This window comes from Streptomyces sp. NBC_00076 (genome assembly GCF_045041235.1).
In the GTDB taxonomy this organism is placed as follows: Bacteria; Actinomycetota; Actinomycetes; order Streptomycetales; family Streptomycetaceae; genus Streptomyces.
The window spans coordinates 7,764,258-7,779,252 of the sequence record NZ_CP108242.1 but is presented as its reverse complement, the minus strand read 5'-3'; the positions used below and the strand labels follow the sequence as shown (position 1 = coordinate 7,779,252).

Annotated in this window: 1 protein-coding gene; it reads right to left on the bottom strand. The window is 71.7% G+C overall.

What is annotated here, in order from left to right; genetic code table 11:
* Nucleotides 1–16: 16 nt before the first annotated feature.
* Nucleotides 17–14,923, bottom strand: coding sequence for a type I polyketide synthase (locus OHA64_RS35190; protein WP_405620116.1), 14,907 nt, complete (start codon nucleotides 14,921–14,923; stop codon nucleotides 17–19).
* Nucleotides 14,924–14,995: the final 72 nt, after the last annotated feature.

The following is a 14,995-nucleotide window of genomic DNA, read 5'->3' as shown; positions in this document are numbered from 1 at the left end:
GTGATTTCTCAGGAGGTCATGAGATGCCGAACTCCTTGCTGATGAACTCGAACACTTCGTCGTCCGTCGCCGTTTCCAGTTCGTCGGCAACCCGTTCCGTCCCGTCCTCGCCGGGCTGCTGGTCCGTGGTGCACTGGGCCAGGAGCACGCGCAGCCGTTCGGCGATCGTGGTCAGGTCGGATTCCGAGGGTGTGGCTTCGGTGAGCCCCGTCTCGAGGGCGTCCAGCTGGGCCAGCAGCGAGGTTGCCGGGTCGGCGGCGTCCGGGAGGAGTGCGTCCCGCAGATGGCCGGCCAGGGCGACCGAGGTCGGGTAGTCGAAGACGAGGGTCGTCGGCAGGGGCAGACCTGTGGCCGCGCCCAGGCTGTTCCTCAACTCCACGGCGGTCAAGGAGTCGAAGCCCAGCTCCCGGAAGGCCCGGGCGGGGTCCACCTGCTCCGCACCGCGATACCCGAGGACGGTCGCGGCCTGCGCACGGACCAGATCGGTCAGCAGCCTGTCCTGCTCCGGCCCGGTGAGAGCGGCGAGTTGTCGCGCCAGGTCCGGCCCGGCTGCGTTCGCGTCCTCGCCCTGCCCGCTGCGGGCCGACGCCAGCGCCCTGGCCTCGGGCAGGTCCGCGAAGAGCGGGTTGGGCGCGACTGCCCCGCCGCCCGCCAGATACTGCTCCCAGTCGATGTCGGCGATCACGGTCGTCGCCCGCTCACCGCCCAGGACGCCCGTCAGGGCCTGGATGGCCGACTCCGGGTCCATCGGCGGCATCGCCCCTTGCCGCAGCCGTTCCGCCGCCACTCCCTCGGCGGCCATCCCACCACCGGCCCAGGCACCCCAGGCCACCGACAGCGCGGGCAGCCCCTGCGCCCGCCGCCGCTCGGCCAACCCGTCCAGATACGCGTTGGCCGCCGCGTACCCGCCCTGCCCGGCACCACCGGCGACACCGGCGAACGACGAGAACAGCACGAACGCCGACAGGTTCTCGTCGTCCTTCGTCAGCTCGTGCAGGTTCAGCGCCGCCCGCACCTTGGCCCGGAAGACGGTGGCGAACCGCTCGGCACTCATGCCGTCCAGCACACCGTCGTCGAGAACACCGGCCGTGTGGAACACACCCGTCAGCGGAGCGTCCTCAGCAATCACCGCCAGGACTTCAGCCAGCGCCTCCCGATCGGCCACATCACAGGCCGCCACGGTGACCCGCGCCCCCAACTCCTCCAACTCCGCCACAAGTTCCGCAGCACCAGGAGCATCCGGACCACGACGACTCGTCAGTACGACGTGCTCGGCACCCTCACGCGCAAGCCACCGCGCGACATGCGCTCCCAGGGCACCCGTACCACCCGTCACCAGCACACTGCCCCGCGGCGACCACGCCTCATCACCGGACACGGCACCGAGCGGCGCACGCACCAGACGCCGTGCGAAGACGCCCGCGCCCCGCACCGCGACCTGATCCTCACCCGAGGAGGAAGCCAGGACCTGGACGAGGCCGTCCAGCGCCCTGCCGTCGTCGATCACCGCGGGAAGATCGACGAGACCGCCCCACAGCTGCGGGCACTCGAGGGCCACGACACGGCCCATGCCCCACACCTGCCCCTGCGAGTGGTGCTGCGCCGGGTCTGAGGCACCGACGGACACAGCGGCCCTGGTGGTGATCCAGAGCGGGACCGTCGTGCCGGTCGCGTTCAGGGCCTGTACGAGGGTCAGCGTCCCGGCCAGGCCGCTGCTGACCGACCCCTGGACGGCGTGGGGTTCCTCGTCGAGGGCCAGCAGGGAGAGCACGCCGGCCAGTTCACGGCCGGTGGTTTCCTTGCGCAGCCGTTCGGCCAGGTCCTCGCGGTCAATCCCGCCGGCGTCGACCGGGACCACCCGTACCTCCGCGCCGCTCTGGCTCAGCACGCGGTCCAGGGCCGTGATCCACTCCTCGTCCACTCCCCGCTCGGTGGTCAGGATCAGCCACGTCCCGTCGAGGCGCGCGGAAGGCGCGGTGTGCCCCAACGGCTTCCAGGAGACGCGGTAACGCCAACTGTCCAGGGTGGCCGTGTGAAGCCGGCGCCGACGCCATGAGGACAGCACCGGCACCAGCTCGGTCAGCGCCGCGTCGCTCTCGTCCGCGTCCAACTCCTCCGCAAGCGCCTCCAGATCACCCTGCTCGACCGCCTCCCAGAACCGCGCCTCGACCTCGTCGACCGGCATGCCGTTGTGGAGCGTCGTCGAGGAGGGTGCGGTCTCCAGCCAGTAGTGGTCGCGTTGGAAGGGGTAGGTGGGCAGATCGATGCGGCGGCGGGCCTCGGTGGGGGCGAGGAGCGGGGTCCAGTCGACGGTCGCGCCTCGGACGTGGGCCTGGGCCAGGGCGACCAGGAAGGTGTCGGCCTCCGGACGGTCCTTGCGCAGCGAGGCGATCAGACCCGCCTGGGCTTCGGGGGCGGTGAGGGTGTCGTGAGCCATCGCAGTCAGCACCGCGTCCGGACCCAGCTCGACGACGGTCGTGACACCGTCGGCCGCGAGGGTAGTCAGACCGTCGTGGAAGCGGACCGCCTCGCGGACGTGCCGCACCCAGTAGTCCGGGTCCTGAAGCTCCTCCGCCGTGGCCATACGACCCGTCAGGTTCGACACGACCGGCAGACTCGGCGCCTCGTAGGCGAGCCCCTCGGCCACCTGCCGGAAGTCATCCAGCATCGGCTCCATCAACGGCGAGTGGAACGCGTGCGAGACCCGCAGCCACCGCGTCTTACGGCCCTCAGCCTTGAAGGTTTCCGCGAGAGCTTCCAGGGCGGTGCGGTCACCGGACAGGACCACCTGCGACGGCCCGTTCACCGCCGCCACACCCACCGCACCTTCCAGCAAAGGCGCTACATCCTCCTCGGCAGCCTGCACCGCGAGCATGGCGCCACCCTCAGGCAACGCCTGCATCAACCGGCCCCGGGCCGCCACCAGCCGCACCGCATCCTGAAGCGACCACAACCCCGCCACATAAGCCGCCACCAGCTCACCGACCGAGTGCCCACCGAGCACCTCCGGCCGCAACCCGAACGACTCCGCAAGCCGAAACAGCGCCACCTCGACCGCGAACAACGCCGGCTGCGCGTACCCGGTCTGCTCCAACGCCTCAGCCTCAGAGCCGAACAACACCTCGGCCAACGGCCGCTCCAGCAACGAATCGAAATGGGCGCAGACCTCGTCGAGAGCGTCCGCGAAGACCGGAAACGTCTGGTACAGCTCCCGGCCCATGCCCGGCCGCTGACTGCCCTGCCCGGTGAACAACACCCCGAGCCGACCCTCGACCACCGACCCGGACACCACCCCCGGACCACCGGAAGCCAGCGCCTCCAGGCCCTGGAGGAAGTCGTCACGGCCCCTGCCGAGGATCACCGCCCGGTGCTCCAGTGCCGACCGACCGGACAACAGCGACCAGCCCACATCGGCAACGTCCAGGTCACTCTGGGAGATCATGTGCCGACGTAGCTGATCGGCTTGCGCGCCCAGTGCGCCCGGCGTCTTGGCCGAGACCGGCCACGACACCACACCCGTCGGCGCGGAGGCAGGGACAGGCTCCTTCGCAGCGGGTCCCTGCTCGACGATGACGTGCGCGTTGGTGCCGCTCACGCCGAAGGAGGAGACACCAGCCCGACGCGGCTGACCACTCTCCGGCCACGCGCGGGCCTCGGCCAGCAGCTCGACAGCGCCCCCCGACCAGTCCACATGTGAACTCGGCGCATCCACATGCAGCGTCCGCGGCAACACACCCTGCCGCATCGCCATCACCATCTTGATCACACCGGCCACACCCGCGGCAGCCTGCGTATGCCCGATGTTCGACTTCACCGACCCCAGCCACAACGGCCGATCCTCCGACCGCTCCCGCCCATAGGTCGCGATGAGCGCCTGCGCCTCGATCGGGTCACCCAACGTGGTCCCGGTGCCGTGCGCCTCCACCACGTCCACATCACCCGACGCCAGCCCCGCGTTCGCCAGCGCAGCCCGGATCACCCGCTGCTGCGACGGCCCATTGGGAGCCGTCAGACCATTGCTCGCCCCGTCCTGATTGACGGCCGAACCCCGCACCACCGCCAGGACCGTGTGGCCCTTCTTCCGCGCATCCGAGAGCCGCTCCAAAAGCAGCAGACCGACACCCTCACCCCACCCCGTGCCGTCCGCAGCCTCCGCGAACGGCTTGCAACGGCCGTCCGCCGCCAGACCTTGCTGCTTGCTGAACTCGTCGAAAGCGGTGGGCGTGGACATCACCGTCACGCCACCGGCGAGGGCCAGGTCGCACTCGCCCTGGCGCAGCGCCTGCGCGGCCAGATGCAGGGCGACCAGCGACGACGAGCACGCCGTGTCCACGGTCACCGCCGGGCCTTCAAGCCCGAACGCATACGACAGTCGACCTGACACGACTGCTCCGGAGCTACCCGTGAGCAGGTAGCCGTCAACGCCCTCCGGCGCATCCTGGACGCCTTCTCCGTAGCCCTGATAGCCGGACCCGATGAAGACCCCGGTCTGGTGGCCACGGACGGACGAGGGCGCGATGCCGGCCCGCTCGAAGAGTTCCCAGGCGGATTCCAGCAGCAGCCGCTGCTGCGGGTCGATCGAAAGCGCCTCTCGCGGCGAGATACCGAAGAAGGCAGCGTCGAACTCGCCCGCGTCGTACACGAATCCGCCCTCTGCCCTGAACTTCGCCGTGTCGGCGATGTCCCATCCACGGTCCGTGGGGAAGACGGAGATCGCGTCCGAGCCGTCGAACACGAGGCGCCACAGGTCCTCGGGGTTACGTACTCCGCCGGGGTAGCGGCAGCTCATCGACACGATGGCGATCGGGTCGTCGTCCACGCTCCCCGCCACCACCGGCACGGCACCGCCGGCCGCCGACGTGTCCCGCTCCCCCACCAGTTCGGCACGCAGATACCCCGCCAGCGCGACCGAGGTCGGATAGTCGAAGACCAGCGTCGTCGGCAGCTTCAAGCCCGTCGCCGTGGCCAGACGGTTGCGGACCTCCACCGCCGTCAGCGAGTCGAAGCCCAGCTCCCGGAAAGCACGCCTCGCATCCACAGCTTCAGGTCCGTCGTAGCCGAGCACGGCCGCCGCATGAGCACGCACCAAGTCCAGCAGCATCGCCTCACGCTCGGACCCGGTCACCCCCAGCAGCCGGCGCCGCAGCTCAGAGAGCGAACCGTCGTCCTCCCCCACGCTCTCCCCGGCCGCCAAGGCCTTGCGAACTTCGGGGAGTTCCCCGAAGAACGGGCTGGGCCGCACCGACGTGAACGCCGGAGCGAACCGCTCCCAGTCCACATCCGCCACCGCCAGGAACACCTCACCGCACGCCACCGCCTGCTCCAGCGCCAGCACGGCCAGCTCCGGCGCCATCGGCCGCACACCCCGGCGCCGCAACTGCTCCTGCCCGTCCTCACCGGCCATGCCGCCGCCGGCCCACAGCCCCCAGGCCACGGACGTCGCGACCAGACCGCGCGCCCGCCGCCGCTCGGCCAGGCCGTCGAGGAAGGCGTTGGCGGCGCCGTAGGCACCCTGTCCACCACTGCCCCACACGCCGGCGTTGGAGGAGAACAGCACGAACGCGTCCAGCTCGGCACCGTCGAGCAGCTCGTCCAGATGAACGGCCCCGGCGGTCTTCGCCCCGTACACCTCGCCGATATCGGCGACGGACATCTCCGTCAGCGGCTGCTCCTGCCCGATCCCGGCGGCGTGGAAGACGGAGCGCAGGACATGCCCGTCCGTGGTCAGCCGCTCCAGCAGTGCGGCGAGCGCGTCCCGGTCGGCCACATCACAAGCCGCGACCGTGACCCGAGCCCCCAACTCCTCCAGCTCCGCCTTCAGTTCCACCGCACCAGGAGCATCGAGGCCCCGCCGGCTGGTCAGCACCAGATGCTCGACACCACTACCCGCCAGCCACCGCGCCACATGCCCACCGACAGCCCCGGTACCACCCGTGACCAGCGCCGTACCACGGGCCGACCACCGCGAGGCCACCTCCCCCTCCAGCACAGCCGGCACAAACCGCCGCACGAAAACACCGGAACCACGCACCGCGAGCTGATCCTCATCACCCACACCCGCCAAAACCCCAGCCAGACGAGCACCCGCACGCTCATCGACCGTCTCCGGCAGATCGATCAGCCCACCCCACAGCTGAGGATGCTCCAACGCCACCACCCGGCCCAGCCCCCACACCTGCGCCTGCACCGGCTCACGCAACCGGTCACTACGCCCCGTGGACACCGCACCACACGACACCGCCCACAGCGGGGCGCCGACTTCCGCGTCACCGAGCGCCTGCACCAACGCGAGCGTGCCCGCCAGGCCGGCGGGGACCGCGCTGCGCAGGGGGTGCGGCTCCTCGGTGAACGCCAGCAGGGAGACGATGCCGGCGACGTCCGCAACGCCCGACAGTCGCTCGGCCAGTCCCTCCCGCGTCATCTCCCCTGCTGCCAGCCGCAGTTCATCCACCTCGGCACCGGCCCGGGCGATGGCATCGGTGACCCCCGCCACCCACGGATGGCCGGCCGCCTCCTCCGGAACAACCACCAGCCAGCGACCCGACAAAGCAGCCACAGGCAGCCCACCGCTCAGCGGCTTCCACACCACCCGATAACGCCAGCCGTCCACCACCGACCGCTCACGCCGCTGCCGCCGCCACGACGACAACCCCGGCAGCACAGCACCCAACGACTCCTCGTCGACGTCGACCAGCGTCGAAGCCAGCGCCTCCAGATCCTCCCGCTCCACCGCCTCCCAGAAACGAGCCTCCACCTCATCCACCGCCAGACCGGCACCATCACCGGACTCCGAGTCCGGCTCCGTCAGCCAGTAGTGCTCACGCTGGAACGCATACGTGGGCAGCTCGACCAACTTGGCCCCGGGAAGAAGGGCCCTCCAGTCCAGCTCCAGACCGTGCACGTGCGCCTCTGCGAGCGAGGCCATGAGGCGGTCGGCGCCGCCCTCGTCGCGGCGCAAGGATCCCAACGTGACGGCAGAGTGGCCGGTGTCGTCGATGGTCGCCTGCACCGGAACCGTCAGCACCGGGTGCGGGCTCATCTCCAGGAACAGCGTGTGCCCCTCGGCCAGCAGACCCCGCGTCGCCTCCTCGAACAGCACCGTGTGGCGGAGATTGCGGTACCAGTAACCCGCGTCCATCGGCTCGTCCAGCCACGCCCCGGTCAACGTGGAGAACACCGGGACGTCGGGGGTTCGCGGTGCGACGGGGGCCAGGGACTGATCGAGCTGGTCCTCGATGGCCTCCACCTGTACCGAGTGGGAGGCGTAGTCCACCGGGATGGTCCGGGCCCGGACGTCATTCCGCTCGCAGTGAGCGACCAGCTCCCGCAGAGCCTCCGGCTCACCGCAGACCACCACCTGCGCCGGACCGTTCACCGCGGCGACATCAATACGGCCCTCCCAGCCGCCGATCAACTCCCCAACCTCCCCGACCGGCAACGGCACCGACACCATGCCACCCCGCCCGGACAGCTTACGGATGGCCTGACTGCGCAGCGCGACCACGCGGGCCGCGTCCTCCAGGCAGAGCGCACCCGCCACACACGCCGCGGCGATCTCACCCTGACTGTGACCCACCACAGCCGCAGGCTCAACACCCGCCGCCCGCCACACCTCGGCCAGCGACACCATCACCGCGAACAACACCGGCTGGACCACATCCACCCGATCGAAGTTCTCACCCCCCAGCTCCTCGAACAGATCCCACTCGACGAACCCCGACAACGCCCCCGCACACTCACGCATCCGCTCCGCGAACACCGGACTGGAGCCGAGGAGTTCGACCGCCATCCCCGCCCACTGCGACCCCTGACCCGGAAACACGAACACCGGCCGCACAGTGCCCTGGACAGCCCAGCCTGTGACCACACCCGGAGAGGGGGCGTCCGTCCCGGCCAACCGCTCCAGCCCCGCCAGCAGCTCCTCCCGGTCCCGGCCCAGCACCACACCCCGATACTCGAACCGCGACCGCGCGGCCGTCAGCGACCAGGCGATGTCCGCGAGTTCGGAACCGGACGTCATGTGCTCCCGCAGCCGCGCCGCCTGCCCCCGCAGCGCGTCCTCGGACTTGGCCGACAGCACCAACGGCACCACACCCGACACCACCGGCTCCGCCGGCACCTCGGGCTCGATCTCCCGTACCGGTTCCGCCTCGGGTGCCTGCTCCAGCAGCACATGGGCGTTGGTCCCGCTCATGCCGAACGACGACACACCGGCCCGGCGTGGCCCGTCACCCTCCGACCACTCCCGGGTCTCGGTCAGCAGCCGCACAACCCCCGACGACCAGTCCACGTGCGAACTCGGCGCATCCACGTGCAGCGTGGGCGGAAGTACGCCGTGACGCATGGCGAGGACCATCTTGATGACACCGGCGACACCGGCGGCGGCCTGCGCGTGCCCGATGTTCGACTTCACCGACCCCAGCCACAACGGCCGCTCCTCCGACCGACCCCGCCCATAGGTCGCGATGAGCGCCTGCGCCTCGATCGGGTCACCCAGCGTCGTACCGGTCCCGTGCGCCTCCACCACGTCCACATCACCCGACGCCAGCCCCGCGTTCGCCAGCGCAGCCCGGATCACCCGCTGCTGCGACGGCCCATTGGGAGCCGTCAGACCATTACTCGCCCCGTCCTGATTGACGGCCGAACCCCGCACCACCGCCAGCACCCGATGCCCGTTCCGCCGCGCGTCGGACAGGCGTTCCAGGACCAGCATCCCCACACCCTCACCGGCCCCGAACCCGTCGGCGCTGTCGGCGAACGGCTTGCAACGGCCGTCCTCCGCGAGGCCGCGTTGGCGGCTGAAGGCGACGAGGGTGTCCGGGGTGGCCATGACGGTGGCGCCGCCGGCGAGGGCCATGTCGCACTCGCCCTGCCGCAGCGCCTGCGCGGCCAGATGCAGAGCGACCAGGGAGGACGAGCAGGCCGTGTCGACCGTCACCGCCGGACCCTCCAGGCCGAACGTGTACGAGATACGGCCGGAGACCACGCTGGTGGAGTTGCCGGTCATGAGGTGGCCCTCGAGGCCCTCGGGGATCTCGCGGACGCTCTCGCCGTACCCCTGTGACGAGGCGCCGACGAAGACTCCGACCGCGCTGCCCCGCAGGGCCGCCGGGGGAATGCCGGCGTGTTCGAAGGCTTCCCAGGACGTCTCGAGCAGAAGCCGCTGCTGCGGGTCCATGGCCAGGGCCTCGCGCGGGGAGATGCCGAAGAAGGCCGCGTCGAACTCACCCGCGTCCTGCAGGAAACCGCCGCCGCGGGAGTAGGTGCTGCCCTGGTGGTCGGGGTCGGGGTCGTAAAGGGCGTCAGTGGCCCAGCCGCGGGCGGCGGGGAGTTCGGAGATGGCGTCGCCGGCCTCGCTGACCAGGTGCCACAGGGCTTCGGGGTCGTCGATGCCGCCGGGGAAACGGCAGCTCATCGCGACGATGGCGATCGGGTCGTCGTCGGCGGCCGTGGCGCGGCCGGGCGCCGTCAGGGATGACGTCGAGTCCGCCGCGTCCGAGGTGCTCAGCTCGGTCTTCAGGTGCCGGGCGAGGGCGAGCGGGTTCGCGTAGTCGAAGACGAGGGTGGCCGGGAGCCGCAGGCCGGTCGCCTCGTTGAGGCGGTTGCGCAGGTCGACGGCGGTGAGCGAGTCGAAGCCTAGGTCGCGGAAGGCGTGGTCGGCCACGATGGCGTCGCCGGAGGCGTGGCCGAGCACGGCGGCGGAGTGGCTCTGGACGAGGTCCAGGACCGCCTGGTCGCGTTCGCTGTCCGGGAGCGAGTTCAGCCGCCGCACGAAGGCCGGGCCGTCGTCCTGGCCCGCGGAGTGCGCCACCGCGCGCCTGACCTGCGCGTGGCCGTGGACGAGGCCGCCGAGCAGGGGTTGCAGGTGCTGCCCGTGGGCGGTGCGCAGCGCGGCGATGTCGAAGCGTACGGGCACCAGCGCGGCGGCGCTGTGGCCGAGCGCGGTGTCGAGGAGGCGCAGGCCCTGCTCGGTCGAGAGCGGGGCGATGCCGGAGCGGGTCATGCGCTCCAGGTCGCCGGTGGTGATCTGCCCGGCCATGCCTCCGCGCTCGGCCCAAAGGCCCCAAGCGAGGGAGGTGGCGGGGATGCCCCGGGCGCGCAGGTGCTGTGCGTAGGCGTCGAGGAAGGTGTTGCCGGCCGCGTAGTTGCCCTGGCCCGCTCCGCCCAGGACGCCGGCGACGGAGGAGAACAGGACGAAGGCGGCCAGGTCCCGGTCGGCGGTCAGCTCGTGGAGGTGGACCGCGGCGTCGACCTTGGGTCGCAGGACGCGGTTCAGTTGGGCGGCGGTGAGCGAGGTGGTGATGCCGTCGTCGAAGACGCCCGCGGTGTGCAGGACGGCGGTGAGCGGATGCTCGTCCGGTATCCGGGCCAGTGCCGCCTCCAGCGCCTCGCGGTCGGCGGTGTCGCAGGCGGTGAAGTCGATGTGCGCGCCGGAGGCGGTGACCGCGTCGGCGAGTTCGGAGGCGCCCGGGGCGTCGGGGCCGCGGCGGCCGAGGAACAGCAGCCGCCGTATACCGTGCGCGGTGACCAGATGCCTGGCGACGACGCCGCCGAGGCCACCGGGCGCGCCGGTGAGCAGGACGGTACCGTCCGTGTCCAGCCGGGCGGGGAGCGCCGTGGCGGCGGTCGTGTCGGTGTCCGCGGACGGCACCGTCTCCCGGACCAGCCGGGGTACGTGCACCGCCCCGGAACGGATCGCGAACTCCGGCTCCCCCAGCGCGCACGCGGACGGCAGCGCCCGCAGCGACTCGGGGCTGTCGTCCACGTCGGCGAGCAGGAAGCGGTCCGGTTCCTCGGACTGTGCGGAGCGCAGCAGCCCCGGTACGGCGGTCTGCGCCAGGCCCACGAGCGGCTCGCCGCCCGGCAGGGCCACGGCTCCGCGCGTCAGGACGACGAGTCGCGCGTCGGCGAACCGCTCCTCGGCCAGCCACTGCTGGGTGAGCTCCAGCGCGTCCTGGGTCACCGCGTGCACGGCGGCGGGCACACCGGCCGCCGACTCGTCCGCCGTGATCACGGCCACCACGTACTGCGGCGGTGCCGTCTCGCCCGCCTCCACCGCCCGGGCCAGGTCGGCCAGGCTCGTGCGGGACACGGCGTCGATGCCGTCCGCGCGCAGCCGGTGGCACATCTCGTCGCCGTGCGACGGGTCCTGGCTGATGACGGCCCACGGTCCCGTCGGCCGGGACGGGGTGGCGTCGGCGGCGGCAGGGGTCGTGGCCCGGGACCAGTCGACGCGGAAGAGGTGGTCGATGCTCGGGCGCTGTGCGGCGAGGCCGCGGCGGGCGTCGACCGGGCGGGACACGAGCGAACCGATCCGCGCCACGGGCATGCCGGTGTCGTCGGCGAGCTGTACGGACACCGCGTCGCCGCCTCCGCTCCGGTGCCGGGACAGCCGTACCCGCAGCGTCCTCGCGCCCGTGGCGTACAGCGCCACGTCGTTCCACGCGAAGGGCAGCACCGGTGCGGTCTGCGTACCGGTGTCGTCCTGCCCGAAGTGAGCGGTCTGGAGGGCGGCGTCGAGCAGTACCGGGTGCAGCCCGAACAACCCGGCCTCGTCGCGCTGTGTCTCGGGTACGGCGACCTCGGCGAACACCTCGTCACCGCGCCGCCAGGCGCCGCGCAGTCCGCGGAAGGCCGGTCCGTACCGTACGTCCGCCGCCGCGAACTCCTCGTACAATCCCTCGAGTTCACCGGCGTCCACCGCCTGAGCACGCGAGGGCGGCCACTGCGTCAGGTCGAACTCCGCGGGGACGCCCGTCGTCGCGAGGACGCCGGTGGCGTGCCTGGTCCACGACACATGGCCGCCGCCGCCCACCGCCGGCTCCGGGCCGGTGTCGGGCCGGGAGTGGAAGGCGAGGGGACGGCGGCCCGTCTCGTCGGCGGGCCCGACGGTCAGCTGCAGCTGGACGCCGCCCGTGTCCGGGACGAGCAGCGGCGTCTCCATGGTGAGTTCCTCGACCAGCGCACAGCCGACCTGGTCCCCGGCCCGCACGGCCAGCTCCACGAAGGCGGTCGCGGGCAGCAGCACGAGCCCCGCCACGGCGTGGTCGGCCAGCCACGGGTGCGTGCGCAACGACAGGCGTCCCGTGAGCAGGTACCCGTCCCCTTCGGCCAGCGGCACGGCCGCACCGAGCAACGGGTGACCCGCGTCGTCGAGACCGGCGGCCGTGACGTCGCCTGCCACGGGGCCTGCCTGGAGCCAGTAGTGGTCGTGCTGGAAGGCGTAGGTGGGCAGGTCGATCGTCTTCGCGCCGGGGAGGAAGGCCTTCCAGTGCAATTCGGCGCCGTGCACGTGCGCTTCGGCGAGCGAGGCCATGAGGCGGTCGGCGCCGCCCTCGTCGCGGCGCAGGGAGCCCAGCGCGGTGGCGGCCGGGTGGCCGGTGTCGTCGATGGTCGCCTGCACCGGAACCGTCAGCACCGGGTGCGGGCTCATCTCCAGGAACAGCGTGTGCCCCTCGGCCAGCAGACCCCGCGTCGCCTCCTCGAACAGCACCGTGTGGCGGAGATTGCGGTACCAGTAACCCGCGTCCATCGGCTCGTCCAGCCACGCCCCGGTCAACGTGGAGAACACCGGGACGTCGGGGGTCTCCGGTGCCACCGGCGCCAGAGCCTCGGCCAGCCGCTCCTCGATGGCCTCCACCTGTACCGAGTGGGAGGCGTAGTCGACCGGGATGGTGCGGGCCCGGATGTCATTCCGCTCGCAGTGGGCGACCAGCTCCCGCAGGGCCTCCGGCTCACCGCAGACCACCACCTGCGCCGGACCGTTCACCGCGGCGACATCAATACGGCCCTCCCAGCCGCCGATCAGCTCCCCAACCTCCCCGACCGGCAACGGCACCGACACCATGCCACCCCGCCCGGACAACGCACGAATCGCCTGACTGCGCAGCGCGACCACGCGGGCCGCGTCCTCCAGGGAGAGCGCGCCCGCCACACACGCCGCGGCGATCTCACCCTGACTGTGACCCACCACAGCCGCAGGCTCAACACCCGCCGCCCGCCACACCTCGGCCAGCGACACCATCACCGCGAACAACACCGGCTGGACCACATCCACCCGATCGAAGTTCTCACCCCCCAGCTCCTCGAACAGATCCCACTCGACGAACCCCGACAACGCCCCCGCACACTCACGCATCCGCTCCGCGAACACCGGACTGGAGCCGAGGAGTTCGACCGCCATCCCCGCCCACTGCGACCCCTGACCCGGAAACACGAACACCGGCCGCACCGCATCCTCGACGGCCCGCCCCAGCACCACGGAGCCGGCGATCGCCTCACCCTCGGCCAGCCGCTCCAGCCCCGCCAGCAGCTCGGCGTGGTCCGTGGCGAGCACCACGCCCCGGTGCGAGAACCGCGACCGCCCGGCCCCCAACGACCAGGCGATGTCAGGAAGTCCGGCATCGGACCGTACATGCTCCCGCAGCCGCGCCGCCTGCCCGCGCAGCGCCTGAACCGACTTGCCGGACACCACGAACGGCACCACACCGGACACCACCGGCCCCGCCGGTGCCTCAGCCTCCTCCGGCTCCTCGGCCGGCGCCTGCTCCAGGACCACATGGGCGTTGGTCCCGCTCATGCCGAACGACGACACGCCGGCCCGGCGTGGCCGGTCATCCTCCGGCCACTCGCGGGCCTCGGTCAGCAGTTCGACAGCCCCGGCCGACCAGTCGACTTCCGGCGTCGGCTCGTCCACGTGCAGGGTCCGCGGCAGCACACCCTGCCGCATCGCCATCACCATCTTGATGACACCGGCGACACCGGCGGCGGCCTGCGTGTGCCCGATGTTCGACTTCAACGACCCCAGCCACAGCGGACGCCCCTCAGCCCGCTCCTTCCCGTAGGTCGCCAGCAACGCCTGCGCCTCGATCGGGTCACCCAGCGTCGTACCAGTCCCGTGCGCCTCCACCACGTCCACATCACCCGACGCCAGCCCCGCGTTCGCCAAGGCCGCCCGGATCACCCGGCGCTGCGACGGCCCGTTGGGAGCCGTCAGACCATTGCTCGCCCCGTCCTGATTGACGGCCGAACCCCGCACCACCGCCAGCACCCGATGCCCGTTCCGCCGCGCGTCGGACAACCGCTCCAAAAGCAGCAGCCCGACACCCTCACCCCACCCGGTGCCGTCCGCAGCCGCGGCGAACGCCTTGCACCGCCCGTCCACCGCCAGCCCCCGCTGACGACTGAACTCCACGAACGTCTCCGGGGAGGACATGACCGTGACGCCGCCGGCCAGGGCCAGGTCGCACTCGCCCTGCCGCAGCGCCTGCGCGGCCAGATGCAGGGCGACCAGGGAGGACGAGCACGCCGTGTCCACCGTCACGGCCGGGCCGTGCAGGCCCAGGACGTACGAGAGGCGGCCGGACATGACGCTGGTGGTGTTGCCGGTGAGCAGGTGTCCCTCGACGCCCTCGGGTGCCTGGCGGACTCCTTCGCCGTAGCCCTGGTAGCCGGATCCGACGAACACCCCGGTGCGGGAGCCGCGCAGTGCCGTGGCGTCGATGCCGGCTCGTTCGACGGCCTCCCAGGACGTCTCCAGCAGCAGCCGCTGCTGCGGGTCCATGGCGAGCGCCTCACGCGGGGAGATACCGAAGAAGGCGGCGTCGAACTCGCCCGCGTCGTGCAGGAAACCGCCCTGGCGGGCGTAGAAGGTGCCGGAGCGCTCCGGGTCGGGATCGTAGAGGCCGTCGACGTCCCAGCCGCGGTCCTCGGGGAGGTCGCCGATGGCGTCGCGTCCCTCGGCGACGAGGCGCCACAGGTCCTCGGGGCCGCGGACACCGCCGGGGTAACGGCAGCTCATGCCGACGATCGCGACCGGCTCCTTGGAAGCCGCCGTGAGCTGCTGGTTCTGCCGTCGCAGTCGCTCGGTCTCCTTCAGAGACGCGCGCAGCGCTTCGACGACCGTGTCCGAGGGCCTCGTCATTTCTTCGGCTCCACATTCCGTGCTGCGTCAGGAAACTCAGGGAGTTCGGGGTGTGCGGGGTTGTGATGTCGT